This is a genomic window from Iodobacter sp. CM08, from assembly GCF_033446605.1.
GTDB lineage: Bacteria > Pseudomonadota > Gammaproteobacteria > Burkholderiales > Chitinibacteraceae > Iodobacter.
Window position 1 is genome coordinate 60223 of sequence record NZ_JAWQUO010000017.1, and the last position, 19635, is coordinate 79857.

At 43.1% G+C, this 19635-nt stretch carries 13 protein-coding genes; 7 read left to right on the forward strand and 6 right to left on the reverse strand.

Going from position 1 to position 19635, the window contains the following annotated elements; genetic code table 11:
* Positions 1-9: 9 nt before the first annotated feature.
* On the reverse strand, positions 10-1437 hold the full coding sequence (arcD, locus tag R6242_RS11550; protein ID WP_318426922.1) for an arginine-ornithine antiporter: 1428 nt from the start codon (positions 1435-1437) through the stop codon (positions 10-12).
* Positions 1438-2968: 1531 nt separating this feature from the next.
* Here arcD and R6242_RS11555 point away from each other — a divergent pair.
* Genes R6242_RS11555 through vioE form a run of 5 tightly spaced genes read left to right on the forward strand, consistent with a single transcriptional unit; the run spans position 2969 to position 10338 of the window.
* Positions 2969-4249: a flavin monoamine oxidase family protein gene (locus tag R6242_RS11555; protein WP_318426924.1), complete on the forward strand. Its 1281-nt coding sequence runs from the start codon at positions 2969-2971 to the stop codon at positions 4247-4249.
* A gap of 57 nt (positions 4250-4306) precedes the next feature.
* Positions 4307-7333, forward strand: coding sequence for an iminophenyl-pyruvate dimer synthase VioB (vioB, locus tag R6242_RS11560; protein WP_318426925.1), 3027 nt, complete (start codon positions 4307-4309; stop codon positions 7331-7333).
* 3 nt (positions 7334-7336) lie between these two features.
* Complete coding sequence (locus R6242_RS11565; RefSeq protein WP_318426926.1) at positions 7337-8626, forward strand: NAD(P)/FAD-dependent oxidoreductase; 1290 nt, start codon at positions 7337-7339, stop codon at positions 8624-8626.
* Positions 8626-9756 (forward strand): tryptophan hydroxylase, encoded by a 1131-nt coding sequence (locus tag R6242_RS11570; protein ID WP_318426929.1) that lies wholly within the window; start codon positions 8626-8628, stop codon positions 9754-9756. Before R6242_RS11565 ends, R6242_RS11570 begins: the two co-directional genes overlap by 1 nt.
* Entirely contained in the window at positions 9757-10338 is a 582-nt protein-coding gene (gene vioE, locus R6242_RS11575; RefSeq protein WP_318426931.1) for a violacein biosynthesis enzyme VioE, read from the forward strand.
* A gap of 116 nt (positions 10339-10454) precedes the next feature.
* On the opposite strand, the gene R6242_RS11580 is transcribed toward vioE, so the two are convergent.
* Positions 10455-11849: an MATE family efflux transporter gene (locus R6242_RS11580; RefSeq protein ID WP_318426933.1), complete on the reverse strand. Its 1395-nt coding sequence runs from the start codon at positions 11847-11849 to the stop codon at positions 10455-10457.
* 467 nt (positions 11850-12316) lie between these two features.
* Here R6242_RS11580 and R6242_RS11585 point away from each other — a divergent pair, with 467 nt between their 5' ends.
* On the forward strand, positions 12317-12700 hold the full coding sequence (locus R6242_RS11585; protein ID WP_293932002.1) for a DUF6394 family protein: 384 nt from the start codon (positions 12317-12319) through the stop codon (positions 12698-12700).
* Between the two features lie 10 nt (positions 12701-12710).
* Entirely contained in the window at positions 12711-14411 is a 1701-nt protein-coding gene (locus R6242_RS11590; protein WP_318426937.1) for a potassium channel family protein, read from the forward strand.
* A gap of 130 nt (positions 14412-14541) precedes the next feature.
* On the opposite strand, the gene yaaA is transcribed toward R6242_RS11590, so the two are convergent.
* The 4 genes from yaaA to R6242_RS11610 all read right to left on the reverse strand — a co-directional run bounded on the left by yaaA (position 14542) and on the right by R6242_RS11610 (position 19593).
* Positions 14542-15303, reverse strand: a complete 762-nt coding sequence (yaaA, locus tag R6242_RS11595; protein ID WP_318426940.1) for a peroxide stress protein YaaA — start codon at positions 15301-15303, stop codon at positions 14542-14544.
* 166 nt (positions 15304-15469) lie between these two features.
* Positions 15470-16084, reverse strand: coding sequence for a response regulator transcription factor (locus R6242_RS11600; RefSeq protein WP_130106433.1), 615 nt, complete (start codon positions 16082-16084; stop codon positions 15470-15472).
* 115 nt (positions 16085-16199) lie between these two features.
* Entirely contained in the window at positions 16200-18446 is a 2247-nt protein-coding gene (locus tag R6242_RS11605; RefSeq protein WP_318426943.1) for a PAS domain S-box protein, read from the reverse strand.
* Positions 18447-18597: 151 nt separating this feature from the next.
* Positions 18598-19593, reverse strand: coding sequence for a 2-hydroxyacid dehydrogenase (locus tag R6242_RS11610; protein ID WP_318426945.1), 996 nt, complete (start codon positions 19591-19593; stop codon positions 18598-18600).
* Positions 19594-19635: the final 42 nt, after the last annotated feature.

A 19635-nucleotide genomic window follows, 5' to 3' on the forward strand; every position in this document is an offset into this window, starting at 1 on the left:
TAGCTCCTATTAAAGCTTTAGAAAACCGGTGTAAAGGCCGTAACTTGCCGCGATGGCCCCGATTACAGCGGCTGCAAAAATGAATTTTTCAATGGTGGTAAAGATAATCTGGCCGCATTCTTTACGCGCCTTGGCATAAAGAATGGCGCCTGGCGCATACAGCAGGGCGGATAGCAGTAAGAATTGCACCCCAGCTGCGTAGATCAGCCATACGCTGTAAAGCGCCGCAACGGTTGCAATCAGCAGGTCTTTATTGCGATTGCCGCCATTGGCCTCGTAGCCTTCACCCTTGTAAGCCACTATCACGCCGTAAGCGGTGGATAAGAAGTAGGGCACTAAAATCATCGAGGTGGCGAGCAGCAGCAGGCTGGTGTAAGTGCTGGCTGCAAACAGGGTAATAATGAGGAAAACCTGCACCGCGCTATTGGATAACCAAAGTGCATTGGCCGGCACGCCATTGGCGTTTTCTTTATGCAAAAAGCTGGGCATGGTTTGATCGCGGGAGGCAGAGAACAAAATCTCGGCACAGAGCAGTGTCCATGAGAGCAAGGCACCCAGCAGTGAAATCACCAGCCCGATAGAGATAAAAACCGCGCCCCAGTGGCCCACAATATGCTCCAGCACATAGGCCATGGATGGATTTTTTAGCCCTGCCAGTTCTGGCTGGCTCATTACCCCAAGCGACAACACATTCACCAGTACCAAGAGCAGCAGGGTGCTAAGAAAACCAATCACGGTAGCGCGGCCCACATCGGCACGTTTTTCGGCACGGGCGGAATAAACACTTGCGCCCTCAATGCCGATAAACACCCAAACGGTGACCAGCATCATATTGCGCACCTGATCCATCACGCTGCCCAGCTTAAGATTGCCCTTACCCCAAAAATCGGCAGTGAACACATCTAGCTTAAAAGCCACGGCGGCCAGAATAATAAACATCACTAAGGGCACAATCTTGGCCACGGTGGTGACCTGATTAATAAACGCAGCTTCTTTAACGCCGCGTAATACTAAAAAGTGCACTGCCCACAGCAAAATGGAGGCTCCAATAATGGCGGCTGGGGTATTGCCATCGCCAAATAGGGGGAAGAAATAACCTAAGGTGCCAAATAGCAAAACAAAATAGCTAACATTGCCCAGAAAGGCGCTAATCCAATAACCCCAAGCCGATGAAAACCCCATGTAATTACCAAAGCCTGCTTTGGCGTAGGCATAAACACCGGCGTCTAATTCTGGCTTTTGATTAGCCAGGGTCTGAAACACAAAGGCCAGCATCAGCATCCCCACCGCCGTGATAGCCCAACCAATCAGCGTGGCACCCGCACCAGCGCTCTGCGCCATATTCTGTGGCAAAGAGAAAATCCCCCCGCCTATCATTGATCCGACCACCATCGCAGTGAGCGCGGTGAGCCTTAGCTTATGGGACGATTGCGTCATGATTAGAGCCCTCGGTGCGGTATGAGACAAACGCTACTCGTGCTGGCTTTTAGCTCAATTTTGTAAGTAATGTAGATACTTAAATGATAATATTTACCATCATTATGTAAGCTTATCTTTTGAGTTTGAGCATGGGTCACAGCAGTAGGTGTTTGTAGTTTGATCTTTTGCGACTACGTGTTTTTTGATAAAAAACAAAATTATTATTATTTGTTAAATTTAGAAGTATTTAGAAAAACAAAACGTATTGCAATCATTAGCTTAGCGATATTTTTAATCTCACTATTAAAGTAAAAAATATTATGATTTCATTCTTTTTTGTAAATTAATTAAAAAATTTACAGTGGTTTTTTATGTAAAATCAATTATAAACAAAGACTTAATGCTTATTTTATAGGCTCTACCAATAATTTTATTGATTGGATGGATTTGGTTTTTCATTGCAATACAGTGTTGTTCTTATTGATTGAGTCTATTCTTGAGAATTGACGATGTATAAGTAAATAAAACCAAAAGTATTCTGGCGTTATTAAGGAGTTTTTCGTGGTTTGGGTTGGCGGACTACAATTTTGCCATTGGTATAAAAAGCCTTTACTTGCTCGCCCACGAAGGGGGTGTCCCTCTTTGTTGTGCTTTCTGACAAGTTTGCTGGCAAGCATTAGTAGTGTTTTATCTTGTTTTTGTAAGTAATAAAGGGGGAGGGGCAGGGCTTAAATCGAACAATTTAAGCCTGATTATTGGCATATGCGCGAGTGGGCCTTCGGGCATATCGTGCAGCCAGTTTCTTGGTTGCCTAAACATGAGCTAGCAGCTTCCCTCAATGCGTAAGTACATCCGCAAGGCAGGCTGTCGAGACGTATTGCTTGCTTAAGTCATAGGGGCAGAGAAGAGCAGTTAAAACGACAGTACGTTTTTTGCTTGTTTTATAGAGTCTGTGTGTTAAATGGAAATTTTTAGGGAAGAACTTTTGCCTCTTTCAAATCGCTAAGGGGAGTTATATATCGCTCTGGGGCAGAGCAAAGGTTGCTCGCTGGTTTATAAACTGGTGCATAAGGCTATTTTTTTAGCAGGTCATACCATTTTTAGCGCGTATGCTTACTAAATAATTACACTTTCTTTTGTTAACCTTTTGTTAAGTTTTCGTTGTATTTACAACAATCTACTCTACTTATGTTTACAATTGCTGCGTTGTTGAATTACATTCACACAATATTATTTTATTCTAAAGTAATAAAAGTGAAGTTTTATCCTGAATTTTACATATTTGCACCAAGATGCAAAATCAAATGAAATAGACCACACCTAGGCGGTGGTAAATAAAAGCTCGCAATATTTTGCAGCTAAGTGCTATTGCTACGCCTAATGTTATGGTAATTATTTTTACCAGAATATAAATGATATAGATCATTGCAACTTATATAAATGGATCTATTACGATTCAACCTCATATTTTTTGCAGCTTGGTTATCAGTATTTTAATTAAATACTAAAAGATAGATATTCCTTTTTATTTACATTGAGGTATTTTAAAGTGTTAAACGACAAAGTAATCTCTATAGTAGGTGCTGGGATATCCGGGCTAAGCTGCGCATTAAAATTAGCCGGCTCCAAACTCACTAAAGGCCATACCATCCGCATATTTGAAAATGGGGACAGAACGGGAGGCCGGGCTCACTCAATTAAAGTAGATGATTTCAGTATAGATTTAGGAGCAGGGAGATTTTCGCCAGCTTTACATCCAAATGTTTCAAAACTTATTAATGAGCTAGGCGAGAAAATAGAGGTATTTCCTTTTACAAAAATTGCATGTCCGCACCCACATCATGTTGGCCTAAAAGAAATACTGGCACAATTAAAGCCAAAAATGCTAAGTAGTTATAATGAATCATTTTTTCAATTTCTATGCAATCATATGGGAAATGAAAAATCCCATGCAATTATTAATGGCTTGGGCTATGACTCCTTATACTTGCTGCAAATTTCACCAAAAATTGCATACGATATTATTGAAAAACATCCAGAGATTCAGTGTTTCTCAGATAATGAAGGATATGAATGGTTTAATTTAGTAGATGGTTTTTCTGCTCTTGTGAAAAGCTTGTACGAAAGAGCTGCCGTATTGGGTGTTGAATTTTATTTCGAACATAAATTAGTCAATATACAAACCAAATCAAATAGTACTTTGCTTGAGTTTTCTGGCTGTGATCAGCAGGAGATATGGAACAACAGTAGCTACACCGTACTAGCGCTTCCGCCAACAGCAATGTCATCACTTAATGTAGATTTCCCAAATAGTTGGAGTGATTTTACTTATGGTTCTATCCCTCTTTTTAAAGGATTCATATTTTTTGATAGCCCTTGGTGGCAAGATTATAATTTAGAAAATAAAGTAACTATCGTGGATAATCCATTAAGAAAATTATATTTTAAAAGTGATAAATATATTTTCTTTTATACCGATAGTGCCTATGCTGATTTTTGGCATGAAGAAACAAAAAAAGGTGATAAGGAATATATAAATACCGTAATGAGATTGATTGGTATGGCCTTAAATATTTCAATTAAAGAATTGCCTAGGCCAAGTAGTAATAAATTTAAGTACTGGCCAAGTGGTGTTGAGTTTGCTTTAGAGACTTACCCTGAGCACCCCCCTGTTTTATCTAAAAATAACGGCACAATAATTGCCACTTCAGATGCCTATACCCCGCATTGTGGCTGGATGGAGGGCGGTATTATTGCTGGCCGAAATGCGGCAGAACATATATTAAAGCAATTAGAAAAATCAGGGGTTACTGAGGAAAAAATGAATTAATTCACAAGAAGATATTGAAAAAACCTCCTTTTTAATTCTAATTGGTATTTATATTTAATGAGTATTTTGAATTTTCCACGCATTTACTTTAAAGGTGCTGCACGGCTTAATGTGCCAACGGGGAATAGAAATATTGCCGGTACTTTAGATATCACAAAAAATAGTGTGTACCAGGATGGCGCGCTATTTGATTTAAAAAAACACCCAAGTGAGTTTCATCAGTACCTAAGGCAACTACCCCCAAGGTTTAACTTACAAGGCTTACCTGATGATGAGGGTGTATTTAATCAAGCTGCTGGGCATAATTTTTTAGGGAATAATCATTTCTCTTGGGAAAATACACAGATTACCGCGCTGCAAATTCAGCCTGGTGTGCTATTGGAAAATGACTCATTACTTGCCTGCAAACTAGAGCTATGGGGGCATTACAATGAGTATTTGCGCACAACATTTAATCGGGCAAGATGGGTAGATATTGATCCTAGTCGTGACGATACGTCGCAAATTTATGCAGGGCAACTATGTATTAAAGAAGCGGTTGCCACTGCAAATGCCCCCTATATATTTTCATCAGAGATAGATTGTGTGCATTCGGTTCGTTGTTATGGTGAAAACCATATTCAGCAAAAACAGCCTCACTTTTTAGAGCCGGAATTTTCTAAGACAAGGGTATTTCAATTTTCTATTGCTAAAGATTCGGAGCATTTTATATTCAAACAACTGGATATAAAATCTGAGTTTATTGAATATTTGCAGCAAGAGCTAAAAAGAGATGATGTATTAGGCTTAAGTATTCAGTATAGCGTTTTTAATATGTCTACTCCGCAGCAGCCAGATACGCCGGTATTTTATGATTTAAGCGGCACCATTGGTTTATGGTTAAAGCAAGATATGGCAACTTTTGCCAATGATAGAATTTTATATCCAGATAATCATCAGGGATTTGGCCCTGTGGGGATTAAGATTCAAGGTGAATGGGCAAGTATCAGCATGCCTTGCAGTATTCCATTTATTAGCCGTGAAGCCAAATGTGCTGGGCAGCAACTCACTCATGCCTTGGGGCCAAAATACTCGCTAGGCGGATTAGAGCTAAGGAGTAAAGGTGGCGTATTATTGGCAAAAATTCCCGAGTCGGTTTATTTACCATACTGGGAGACGGCAGGGGTTTTTGATGTCCCATTATTAAATAACTCTACAGATGATTCATTAATATTGCATGGTGCAGGCAATCAATGGGAAGAGTCTGATTGGTTGATTCAAGCAGAGCAAAATGTTATTTCATTAGAAGCACCAGATAGAAAAAACAATAGCTTCTTTTCTAAAGAGCTAAAAATATTTAGCTATTACCGTGGCAAGCCAAAAGAGAAAAAAGACATTAGTGTCTTTATTGAGAACAAATCAATTGTTAGCACTTCTCAATTAATAATTTCAAGCAATGAAAGTGGCCAGGCATCCCTTACCATTACTAGCCAAAATCCAGGTGTCAGTGAGGTATTTGTAGGAGATTACAGGGGGAAGATATTAGTTCGTGTGCTCTCTGATGATTGGGCTCTCTTGGATACTCCTGATCATCAGGTGGACTATACTTTTCTATATGAACAGGTAATGAGTTATTACGAGCTGATTTACCCATTTATGGCGGATAAAGTATTTAGCATGGCGGATCAATGTAAATGTGAAACCTATGCACGATTAATGTGGCAAATGTGTGACCCATTGAATAGAGATAAAAGTTATTACATGCCAAGCACTAGAGAAATGTCTTATGCTAAATCGATATTATTTCTCAAGTATTTAAGTAATGTTGAAGCATCTGCCTTAAGTAGCCAAAAAAGTACGGCCGTTATTTCAAATGTAAAAGATGCTGAAATTAACAGCAAAGAAGAATTAATTCAGGTATTAAAGCAAGCCGTTAATTTAGAATTATCTATTATGCTGCAATATCTTTATGCCGCATATTCATTGCCTACCTATGCTGCAGGTGAGCAATTAGTGGCCAGTAAAAAATGGAGTGTAGAGCAATTGGCTTTAGTTTGCGGTGGCGCAGATCGAAGGCAGCATTCTGGATGGCGCGGCACGATTTTAGAAATTGCTCATGAAGAAATGATTCACTACCTGATTGTGAATAATTTATTAATGTCTCTGGGGGAGCCATTTTTCCCAGGAACGCCTCTGTTTGGTTTAAAGGCTGCTGAAGAATTTGGTCTTGATACAGATTTTTCTTTTGAGCCTTTTTCAGAAAATGTACTTGCTAGGTTTGTTAGGTTTGAATGGCCTCATTATTATCCTTCTACAGGAAAATCGATTGCTGATTTCTATGCCTTAATTCGTAAGGCATTTGAAAATATACCTGATTTATTTACCAGTGAATTAGCTAAAACAAGTGGAGAGCATCATTTGTTTTTAAATGAACTGACGAATAGAAAATTCCCTGCTTATCAATTAGAAGTAAATAATCGGGAAACCGCGTTATTTGCAATTGATTTTGTTACCGAACAAGGCGAAGGGGCCGCTGCAGATTCACCTTACTATGCACAAAGTCATTTTAATCGATTAAGGGAAATATCCCGTACTTTACTCGCCAGTGAAACGCCATTTGAGCCAGCAATTTCTGTTTTAAAAAATCCTGTGTTAGACCCAACACCGGGTTGCAATACTGTATTAAACCCTGAGGCTAGGCAGCTCATGCTTTTCTATAAAGGGTGTCATGAGCTGACTTTTAATATGATGATTCAACATTTTGGACAAAAACCTTTAGGTAGCTTGCGTCGCTCAAGAGTAATGAATGCAGCTATCGATATTATGGCTGGGATATTAAGGCCATTGTCAGTGCAAATTATGTCCACCCCTTCTGGTATTCCTGGCCGGAATGCTGGGCCACCTGTGCCGCAGGCGATTCAATTTAGCCTGATTGCTGATTATCAGACGGGTTGTGCTGAACTTGCAAGGCAATGCAGGGCGCTTGCAGAATATGCAAGAGGAATTACATTAATAAAACCAGCAGTGGCGCAAATTGAATTACTTGAATTTTATGATAAGCAAATGATGAATCTTGCAAGCGGACAACTTTCACGTGAAGGCTAAAAAATGAAAAAAATCATTATTGTCGGTGGTGGTTTAGCTGGTAGCTTAACCGCTATTTATTTAGCTAAACGCGGCCATGACGTACATGTTTTTGAAAAGAGGGGTGATCCGTTTATTGCGTATTCAGATTATATAGATCAAGTCAGCTCTCGTGCTATTGGCGTCAGTATGACCGTGCGTGGGATTCAGGCGGTTTTAAATGCAGGTGTCCCAAAGGAAGAGCTAGATTTATGTGGGATTCCTATCTCAGGGATGTCTTTTTGTATTGCTGGAAAATTTAAAGTCAGAGAATTGCCTCCTATAGATTATCTATCTCCTCTTTCATTAAGCAGAGCTGATTTTCAAAAATTATTAAACAAATATGCTGCAATAAATAATGTTCATTATCACTATGGGCAGCGTTGTTTGGAAGTTAACTTAGACGATAAAACAATCACCACAAAAGATAATGACGGGCTAATTGTTGAGCATAAGGGTGATTTATTGATTGGCGCAGATGGTGCGCGCTCTTGCGTACGGCAAGCCATGCAAAATAATTGCCGCAGGTTTGAATACCAGCAATCATTTTTCAAGCACGGTTATAAAACGCTGGTTATTCCTGATGCCAGCCAGTTAAATTTAAGAAATGATTTAATCTATTTTTTTGGTATGGATTCTGGAGGCTTATTTGCAGGGCGGGCGGCTACTATTCCTGATGGTAGTATTAGCTTTGCAGTTTGCCTGCCTTATCAGGGAGATATTAGTTTACAAACTAAAGATACCGCAATAATGGGGCGCTTTTTTGATAAGTATTATGCAATGCTGCCTGAAGAAACAAGAAAAGAAATGTTATCGCAGTTTATGGAAAAACCGAGCAATGATTTAATTAATGTTAAATCCTCTGTTTTTCATTATAAGCAGAATGCCCTGATACTGGGCGATTCTGCCCATGCCACTGCGCCTTTTCTGGGGCAGGGAATGAATATGGCATTGGAAGACGCTTATATTCTGGATAAATTGTTTGAAAAACATAGTGAAGATTTTGAAAAAATTCTGCCTGCATTTACGCAGTTAAGAAAAAGAGAAGCCGATGCCATGCAGGATATGGCCATTAATAATTATGAAGTGTTGTGTAAGTCTAATCCTATTTTCTTTATGCGCTCTAAATATACCCGTTATATGAGTAATAAGTTTCCTGCCAGCTACCCTCCGGATATGGCTGAAAAGCTTTATTTCACCTCAATGGCTTATAGCGAGCTAAGAGATATTCAACAGAAACAAAATGTTTGGTACAAACTAGGGAGAGTAAACTAATGAAAATTTTAGTCGTTGGAGCCGGGCCAGCGGGCCTTATGTTTGCCAGTCAGTTAAAGAAAATTAAACAGGATTGGGATATCGCCATTGTAGAAAAAAATACAGTGGATGAGATTGTAGGTTGGGGTGTGGTTTTACCTGGCAGGGCACCTCACCATCCTGCAAATCCACTCAGCTATTTGTCAAATTACGCCGATATTGATGCGCAGTATATTGATGAATTTTGCCTCGTTCACCAAGGAGAACAGGAAAAGGCAAGCACGGGTATTACTTTGTGTGGAGCAGAAAGGCGATCTTTAGTAGGCGCATTAAGGGGGCTTTGTAGTGATTTACATATTCCAATTACCTATTCTTCCCCATTGTTTGATGGAAAAGATCTAGATACAGAAGCATACGATTTAATCGTGATTGCTAATGGAATTAATAATATATCTAATTACTTTAATGAAGCTTTAGTGCCTGATGTTGAGTTTGGTAAAAATCGTTATATGTGGTATGGCACGCCACATATTTTTGATTCGATGAACTTGATTTTTAAGGCAACAGATCATGGTGTATTTATTGCGCATGCATATAAGTATTCCAGCACAAGGAGCACCTTTGTTGTTGAGTGCAGTGAGGATACATATCATTCCTCCGGTATTGAATCTTTATCAGAAGAAGAAGCAAAAGCATTTATTGCCAATATTTTTAGCGCTGAGCTTGATCAGCAGCCGGTTGAAGTTCAGCCTGGTTTGCAATGGCGAAATTTTGTAACGCTCAGCCATGCTAAAGCGTATGAGGGCAATTTAGTGCTGATTGGTGATGCATTACAAACTGGCCATTTTTCTATTGGCCATGGTACGACAATGGCGGTGGTTGCTGCACAAATGTTAGTAAAAGCACTTTATGACCATGCACAAGTAACTAGCGCTTTAGAAGATTTTAATGCAAAGGTTATTCCGCTGATGCAATTATTTAGCGGGCACGCCAGTATTAGCCGCAGCTGGTTTGAAACGGCGGCAGAAAGAATGGATTTAAGCGCTGGCGAATTGGCAAAGAGTTTTGCTGAGCGCCGCGAGCAGCTTCCCCCTTTGCCTGCTGCTCTGGCACAGGCGCTGGGTGCGGCGTTGTCGCGTAAGGAAGCTTAGATGCTTGCAGAGAAAATTGTGCCGCCACGCTTACCTGAGCAATGGAGCAGTAGCTATGTTTCTTACTGGCAGCCTATGCAAAAAGATGACCAGATTACTTCTGGCATTTGCTGGTTTGATTATGAGCAAAACCGCTGCCGGATTGATGGCTTATTTAACCCGTGGTCAGAGGAAAAAACGGGCCATCGCTTATGGATGTCAGAAATTGTGACGGCCAGCGAGGGGAAAACAAAAAAGTCTAAAATTGCTTACTATCGTGAGCCCGCTCAGAGTGAGACGGAGTATGAGGCAGTTGTACTCGATGATGATCTAGATGTTTGCCACGACGTTTTATTAACACAGGATGTTTTATTGCAATACCAGGCCAGCTATGCGGGCAGCCAACATTTGCTAGGTAGGGAAACTGAAGCTTGGACTTTTACTAAGCCAGGTAAAGGCCCTTCAACCTATTACTTTGTAAAAGGCACTAATCAATTGATTAGGATGGTGACGGGGGATCCTGAAGTGCATGCTTCTATTCGTGATTTTCCTAATTTTACAACGCATGCCATTGCTGATGAGATATTTTCAAACGGTGCTTAATTACTATTAAGTTAATTAAAAAGGCAGAGCAATTATTGCTCTGCCTTTTTAATTTTACTATTTTAGCCTAAGCGGGCATATTGTACTTATATTACATGCCTGACATAGAATCAGTGTTAGTTTGTTTTTATTGGTTTTGTGAGTTTTATTAAATAGCGGCTTGAGAACGTGAGGGCTATTGCTCCACCAATAAAATCAGCAATCGGGAAAGATAGCCAGATTCCCGTGCTATGAAAAAAGAGTGGCAGTATAAAAATAAGAGGAATAAGCAGAATATATGTTCTAGCTGCATCAAGAAGCATGGCAGGTAGTGCTTTTCCCATTCCTTGAAATAAACCGCTAGACATCATACATACGCCCGAAGCAAGAAAACCAAGAAAACAAATTGCTGCAATCTTTTTGCCTTCATAGATAATTTCATTGCTTTGTGTAAAGAGCTGTAACAGCCATTCAGGATTAAAGCAAAGCAATACTGTAACGAGTAATCCCCATGTTGTACTACAAATAAGGGCAGAAATATAAGCCTGCTGTACTCGTTTAAATTGGCGTGCGCCGTAGTTAAATGCAGATAGAGTTTGTAAAGCGATCATCATGCCAATAATGGGCAGGAATAAAAACATATAGCAGCGCATTAAAATACCGTGCGCGCTAATCAGTGTGCTAGATTGCTCTGGTACTACAACAGAAATAGAGTATACCGATATGGCCATGATGATTGAAAAACCACCATGTGAAAGTAAAACAGGCATGCCAAAACTGATTATATCTAAATAAACTTTTAATTTAGATACAAGATACTGTGGCTTGAATTTTGCTGCATTCTCGCCTTTGCGTTGTAGGTGTAATGCTAAAACTAAGGCTAAGGTCATGGCACAAGCGGTGGCCCATGCCGCGCCAGCAACGCCCCATTTAAAAACAAAAATAAAGAGGGCATCAAAAATAATATTTAGAATAGATCCAGTAGATAATACCTGCATCATTGCTTTTGGGTTGCCTGATGCGCGAAAGCTTTCGGTGATTTGATTGCTAATAAATCCAACGATAGAGAAAATAAGTACCGGTACAAGGTAGCTATCTGCCTCTTGTATAAAATCATTAGGTACGGCCAATAATGCATAAATGGATGGCCTGAAGATCATGAGTAAGGCTGAAATAATAATTGCGCTAGTAATGGCAAGTAAGAATGATGCAGAAAAAACACGAGAGGCTTCTTCGTATTGTTTAGCCCCTAAATGCCTTGAAATAATTGAGGCCATTCCACTGCCTTGCATTGTGCTCATTGCAAGTAAAAGCATTTGGATAGGGAAAACAGCAGAGACGGCACCCATTGCATGATAGCCAATGCCGCGTGATATAAATAAGCCATTTACAACAATATACATGCCGTTAATAACCAGGCCCACAATGGTGGGGAGCGCCATATATAGAAATTGTTGAAAAACGGGCGATTTTAAAAGAGGAGATTCACTGTTTATATGGTTATTATCTATATACGCCAATTCCATTGACATAGTGGGCCTTTGTTGTGTAGTTTTGTTTCGGAGATAAAGCGACTCTGCTTATGATGGCTTATCTAAGATGAAAAATATAAGCTAAAACTATAGCTGTATCTTATTAAGATGCAATTACACATCATAAAATATAGGGTTAAAATTGTCGTGAAATTTAAGTAAAGCGTTGTAAAAATGTAATTTTTAAATTGATGATTGTAATTGTTTGTGTAAGTATTTTTATTTTGTGTCGGAGAGTGTTGTTTTTAAAAAGAAGCTGATTAGTAAGCTGCTTAGCAGCGTGTAGTGCTTACAAAATATCAGCTAATTAATCTTGGTCGCTGTCAAGCCGATGAGTGCATTTTTAGTATTTACTGCTGAATGAAGCGAGATAAATATCGAAAGATATTACAAAGTAAAGATATACATTGTGATATATATCCTATGATTTATCATGCTTTGATTAATTGCGATGGATAAAATGCAGCATGAATATTGAAAAAGTAGTATTTGGATTTTTTATCCTGTTGGCATTTACCCTTAATTTTGGCTTTGTGCTGGGGCCAATGGATGTTGCGCATCAGCATGATGTATTTGAGCTGTTTTTGGCGATAGTGGTGAGCTTGATTGCTACCGTGATTAAATTTGGCGATCGTACCCAAGTGGGGGCTTTGCATTTGGCAACCAGTTTAGTTGCCGATTTACAATTAATTGCTGCAGCTTTAGTTTGGGGGCACGCGATGTATGTTACCCAAGTTGGGATGACGCCAGATGTTACCTCGATGGTGGTGTCTTTTTCTGCCGGAGCACTCGCCGCCAATGTGGTTTCGGTGGTATTGCTGATTGGCGAAACCTTGCAGCATCGGCGCTAGGCTATTTCTGATGCCTAATATCTTTTTTATGGTGATGCGGCGCATGCGTGCGCCGATTATTACGCTGATTCTTATTTATGCCATTTCGGTTTTAGGATTGGTGCTGATTCAAGGGATTGATGATCAGGGCCGTCCTTATCATATGGATTTTTTCCATGCCTTTTATTTTATTAGCTATACCGCAACCTCTATTGGCTTCGGTGAAACGCCTTACCCGTTTTCTTATTCGCAGCGCTTATGGGTTTTATGCTGTATCTATTTGTCGGTAACTGGTTGGGCTTATAATTTAGGATCTATTTTTACTTTATTTAATGATCAAACATTAAAGCGGGCAGTTCAATACGCTAGGTTTAAAAATAAAGTACATCGTTTGCGTGAGCCATTTTATTTAATTTGTGGCTATGGGCAAACAGGTCGTTTGCTCTGCAAAGTACTGGATGATTTAAATATTCGCTTTGTAGTGGTGGAGCAAAAAGAAGCGCGGGTGAATGATTTATCTCTGGCCGGTTTTCATTCAGATCCTGTTTATTATGCGGGGGATGCCTCTAATCCTGAATTACTAAAAATAGCCGGCATTCAGCACGCCATGTGCCGAGGGGTGTTGGCTATTACGGGGGATGAAAACGTTAATTTGGCAATTGCGATGGCGGCCTTTGTTTTACAGCCTAAATTAGTTTCTATTTGCCGCTGTAAGAACAAGGCGGTTGCAGACAATATGCAATCGTTTGGCGCAAATAAAGTAATTAATATGTTTAATGCGGTGGGCAAGCAATTTCAAATGCTTTTACACGCACCGCATACTTATCGCTTATGGAATTTACTTTCAGATTTTCCTGGGCAGCCCATTGCTGGATTAGTGCGCCCTCCTAGCGGGCATTGGGTGATTGTGGGGTATGGCCGTTTTGGTATGTCCATGCGCGCGGCTTTGCTACAAGAGGGGGCGAGCGTTACCGTGATTGATCCTGATCCGCAGCCTGATTTATTGCCAGCAGAGTTTGTGCAGGCCCTAGGCGTAAATGCCCCCGCTTTAATTGCAGCAGGCATTGAGCGCGCTTCGGGCTTATTGGTTTGCCATGATCACGATATTAATAATTTATCGGCATTGGCTACGGCCAGATCGATTAACCCCAAGCTATTTGTGGTGGCAAGGCAAAATCTGCGCGATAACCATTTATTGTTTGAAGCTTTTAAGCCTGATATTACGTCGATTCGTAGCGAGATTGTGGCGCATGAATGTTTGCGCTCGATTGAAACGCCATTATTAGCGCAATTCTTAGATTTAATAAAAGATGAGGATGAAGCTTGGGCTAAGGCCTTAATTGATCAATTGACTAATTTATGCCATGGTAAAGTGCCAGAGATTTGGAGTATTACCCTAAATGCTAAAAGTACTGCGGCGGTGCACGCATTTTTAGCCAATCCGGTGCCGTCTTTGCGCTTAGGGCATTGGATTAACGATCCTTTTGCCGAGGGAAAATTAAAATGCCAAGTGTTATTGCGTTTGCACGATGAAGAAGCGCAGCTTTGGCCAGCATTAGATACGCCGCTGCGCTTTGGCGATCAATTACTATTTGCTGGGAACCATGATGCTTATCTTGCGCATATAGCGATGCAAGAGGCGACGCATTTATTAGATTTTGCCCGTACTGGCAAAAGAGAACCGCAAAGCTGGGTATTCAGAAAGTGGGCAGAACGCAGGCAGCATAATTAAGTGATAGGGTGGGTTACGCCAAGCAAAAATCGCTCGTCTAACCCACCCTACCAATAATTGGGCTTAAATTGATGCATATAGCTTGTAGCTGGAGGGCGTAGTAATAAAAAACAACAATATGGCGATATTTCTATTCAATATTACGTCTAAATACCCAGCTCATACCATTTGATACGCTAGGGGTGAATTGATAGCCTTCGCTATTAAAGGCCTTTAAATATTCGGCCTGATTAATGTTATGGCTGGCGGCCCAGCGTACCATTAGGCCTCGGGCGCGTTTGGCGTAGAAGCTGATGATTTTATATTTACCGTTTTTATAATCTTCAAATACCGGTGTAATCAGCGGGCTATTTAATAGCTTGGGTTTAACAGATTTAAAGTATTCGGTAGAGGCTAGATTGACCACCACCTTAGGCTCTAGCTGATTGATTGCCTTGGTAATCGTCTCGCCCCAAAAGGCGTAGAGATGATTGCCCGCAGGATTGGCTAAAGATGTGCCCATTTCTAGGCGATAGGGCTGAATTAAATCTAAAGGGCGTAGCAGGCCGTATAGGCCGGATAAGATGCGCAGATGCTTGGATAGATAATCTAGCTGAGTTTGATTCATTTCCCCCGCATTCAGCCCCTCATAAACATCACCCATAAAAGCCAGTACGGCTTGCTTGGCATTGCTTGGCGTGAAGTTTGGATGCCATGCTTGATAACGCCCAACATTAAGCGCCGCCAGTGGATCAGATAGCTTCATCAGGCTGGCAATTTGTGCTGGTGATTGTTGCTTAAGCAGCGCGATCAGCTGGGTGGAGTGATCTAAAAAATCAGGCAGGCTGAAGTCAGAGGTGACCGGCGGAGTAGTGTAATCCAGCGTTTTGGCTGGAGAGAGCAGCATGAGCATGGCGGACTTTGATGGCAGGATGAACGTTGAAAAACTAAATGCGGCAAAAAATATGTGGTCTGTAGGGTGGGCACCCGTGCCCACGCGTTCAATTTAGCAAAACGCACCCACCGCGTGGGCACAAAAACGTGCCCACCCTACATGATTGCTTTAGGTTCTTGAAGTATTAAGGCTCAACCCCAGATCCGCGCAGTAGGGCTGCGAGTTCCATGGCGGTTTTGACCTGCATCTTTTCTAAAATCCGTGCGCGGTGAACTTCAACGGTTTTCATGGAGATGGATAAATCATCGGCAATTTGTTTATTTAAACGGCCGGTCAGGATCAGCTTCATCACTTCACGTTCGCGCGGAGTGAGTGTGCCAAGGCGTTTGGTGATTTGCATTTTGATTTGCCACACACCACGCTTGGTGGCGTCGTTGGCAAGGCAGCGCTCAACCAGATCAACGATATCGTTATCATTAAACGGTTTTTCAACGAAATCGGTTGCACCTTGTTTTAAAGCGCCAACAGCCATCGGTACGTCACCGTGGCCGGTTAAAAACACCACAGGTGGGCAATAGGGGTGCTCTTTAATCCGATCAAACAGCTCTAAGCCGCCCATGCCGGGCATACGCACATCCAGTAGCAGGCAGCCATAGCGCTCGGGTGAGTAATCCGCAAGCAGCGCTTCGGCACTGGCGTAGCTATCGGCACGATGATTGCGGGTGGAAAATAGCCAGACGAGGGCATCACGAATAGCGTCATCGTCATCAACAATTGCAATGCGGCGATCAAGGTTCATTAGCGTGGGTTCCTCTGATGGGGCAGTAAAATCTACCGTCAGTTTAAATATTAGGTGGAAAAAAGCGCTGCATCCCGCATAGCACCATCGTCAACAGCGATTGCAAGAGCATGCGTCAAGGTTCATTAGCCTGAGATTCCTCAGAGAACGGAACAGTAAAGATAAAGCGGCAACCGCCGCTAGGGTTGTTTTCTGCCCAAAGACGGCCTTGGTGGTATTCAATAATCGAGCGACAAATATTCAGCCCCATCCCCATTCCCGTGTCTTTGGTGGTGTAAAACGGTTTGAACAATTGTTCCATTTGTTCGGCGCTAATACCAGTGCCACGATCCGCAATGATAACTTGTAAGTAATCATGCTCGCGGCTGAGCATAATTGCTAATGTTCTTTGTTCGATCGGGGTATCGCTCATGGCTTCCATGGCGTTTCGGATCAAATTGAATAATACCTGTTCCAGCATAATGGGATCGACATAAAGGTCTGGCAAGTCGCTCGATTCTGAAATACTAATCGCAACTTGCCGTCTAACCGCTTCGTGCGATTGCAAATCCAGCACGGTATCGAGTAGGCCAGTAATGGTGCAGCGGCGGCGATGCGGCGCACGGCGCTGCACAAATTCCCGAATACCACGAATAATCTGCCCAGCGCGTCTGGCCTGCTCGCCCATTTTGTCGATAGCTTGGGATAGCTGCTGCAAATTGGGCGTGGGGTTGCCCAGAATATTGCGGCAGCCAGAGGCATAGCTGGCAATTGCGCCCAGTGGCTGGTTAAGCTCATGCGCAAGGCTAGAGGCCATTTCGCCCATCGAGATTAAGCGGCTGGTTTGCTGCAGTTTTTCGTTTTGTAGCCGTTCGCGTTCGGCGGCAGATTTTAGCGCGGTAATATCGGTGGCCACTTCTAGCCAAACATCGGAATCATCCACCCATAAATTATGGCGGCTTTTAATCTGAAACCAGCGTTTATGAAGGGCGTCATACCACTCGGAATCAACCGGAGTATCAAAGCGGCGGGCGCTAAATGGCACGATGCAGCAGCGGCCACGTCGATCTGGCAGATTAAATGAGCGATCAAATTGCCGGTTGCTCATGAGCAGCTCGCCACTATCGGCGTCGCTCACGGCCACGGCGGTGTCTAGGCCGTCGAGTACCGTGACAAAGCGTTGATGTGAGGCTTGCAATACTTCGCGCTCACGTTTTAGCTCGGTAATATCGTAGAGCGAGCCCATCCAGCCAATATGCCGCCCTTCGGCATTGATTAAGTTGGAGCCGTGCAGGCTCACATCAAAGCGCTCACCATTCTTACGCATAAAGCGCACCGCTTGGCCGTTCGGGTCGGCTCTACCTTGACGAATAGCATCAAAGGCGGCATGGCAGCGTTCTAGTTCTTCAGGCGGCCAGTAAGGCAGTGGCGGTTGTTGGCCGAGTAATTCTTCGGCGCTAAAGCCGGTCATTTCGCAAAAAGCGCGATTCACATAAATAAGGCGGCCATCCTTATCCATCGCCCGCATCCCACTCACCAGTGAGTCTTCCATCGCTTGACGTAAGGCGGTTTCGGCCCTGAGCTGCGATTCGGCAAAGGAGCGCACGCGCATCACGCGGTGCAAGAGTGCGGTGGAGGCCAGCATGCCAATCGCCAGCACGAGCAATAACCAAGGCAAAGATTCGGTAAGCTTATGCCTTGGCACATGATATAGCTCGGCCTGTATTGCAAGGCCTAGCGGAGGGGAATCGAGGGCGATACGGGTTTTTAGGCCGCTGGGATCGAGTTGACGGCTAGATTTTGCGGCAAGGGTAATAAAGTTGTGATTCAGCAAGAGCACCTGATAGCGCTGGGCAATCCACCAGGGTACTTGTTGCTGAAGTAGACGATCAAACGATAGCGTGGCCACAATAAAATGCTGGCCATCGGCCATCGGCATCGCAAATTGGGCAAGAGGGGGCTGCTCTGGCGCGGTGCGTAAATAGCTCCAGCCACTTTCGCCGTTAAAAGGCAGCGTTTTTTGTTGCGGGGCGGCCCACCAAATATTGGAATCGTCTTGATTTCTGATGACGAGGCTGACAATTTCAGGGCTGTTTTGAATTAAAGATAAGGCCCGTGCCTGAAATAGCGCGGATTGCTTGCTGTAATCGGTGGCGGCTAAGGCGGTGATCGCGTCGGTATCGGCGATAATTTGTTGGGTAATGGCTTGTTTTTGCCAGAGCAAATCTTGCTCTAGCTGATTGCTACGCTCTTTTTTGCCTTCGTCGGTGGTCAGTAAAATCCAGCTAGCAAAAGCGAGCGTAAATAACGCGGCAATCAGGCCTGGTAGCAGTTGTAGCCAACGGCCAAATTGCGGGGAACGGGTGATGGAGTGGAGAGTCAATCTGCTAAGCCAAGGTATCGTCCCGAGAAGGTCGGGAATCTTTACAGAAGGCTAATACGGATGTCAGGGATTGTCTAGCTGGCTATAGGATTAGAGCGCGTTGTATAGCAAGACAAGGCCTACACAATGAGTGTGTAGGCCTTGCAATGACTTACGCTGTTACAGGGTTAATCAAGGGCTTGCCATGCGCAAAGGCGCTGACTTCATCGAGCACAGCCTCGGCGATATTTTCTAAGGCTTCGGTGGTTAAAAAGCCTTGATGCGAGGTGATCATGACATTGGGGAAGGTGGTGAGCCGCGCCAGCGTATCGTCTTCTAGCGCAAAGCCAGATAGATCTTCAAAAAACACGCCTTCTTCGTATTCGTAGACATCCAAACCGACACCGCCCACTTGGCCGCTTTTGAGTGCGTCGAGCAGGGCGCTGGTATCGATTAAGCCGCCTCGGCTGGTATTGATTACCACGGCGCCGTGCTTCATTCCTGCCAGTGTTTCGGCATTAATCAAGTGCTTGGTTTCTGGGGTGAGTGGGGTGTGCAGCGAGATAATATCTGATTGCGCTAATAGCTCGGGCAGCGATACAAACTCGCAGCCCATCTCCGCCGCGCGCTCTGCCGTGGGGTTGCGATCAAAAGCCAGTACTCGGCAGCCAAAGCCATGCGCTATCGACATGGTGGCGGCACCAATCTTGCCCGCGCCAATCACGCCAAAGGTGCGGCCATGCAAATTAAAGCCAACCAAGCCATCGAGTGAGAAGTTGCCTTCCCTAACTCGGTTATAGGCGCGGTGGGTTTTTCGCACCAAGGTGAGCAGCAGGGCAAATACATGCTCGGCAACGGCTTCGGGCGAGTAAGCCGGAACTCGCGTCACGCTGATGCCGCGCTTTGCTGCTGCATCTAGATCAACGCCGTTAAAACCAGCGCAGCGCAGAGCGACTAATTTAACGCCTAACTTAGCTAATTGCTCTAAGGTGGCCGCATCAACACGATCATTTACAAATGGGCAAACCACTTCAAAGCCCGATGCCAGCGCCGCAGTTTGGATGTTCAGGCGGTCTTCAAAAAACACCAGCTCATGGCCATGAAGAAGATTGGCTTGGCTAAGGGAGGCTTTATCGTATTTTTTGCTGTCAAAAACGGCGATGCGCATTGTGAGGCTCGGTTTATATTTGATTTAAAACTGCGGCTAAGT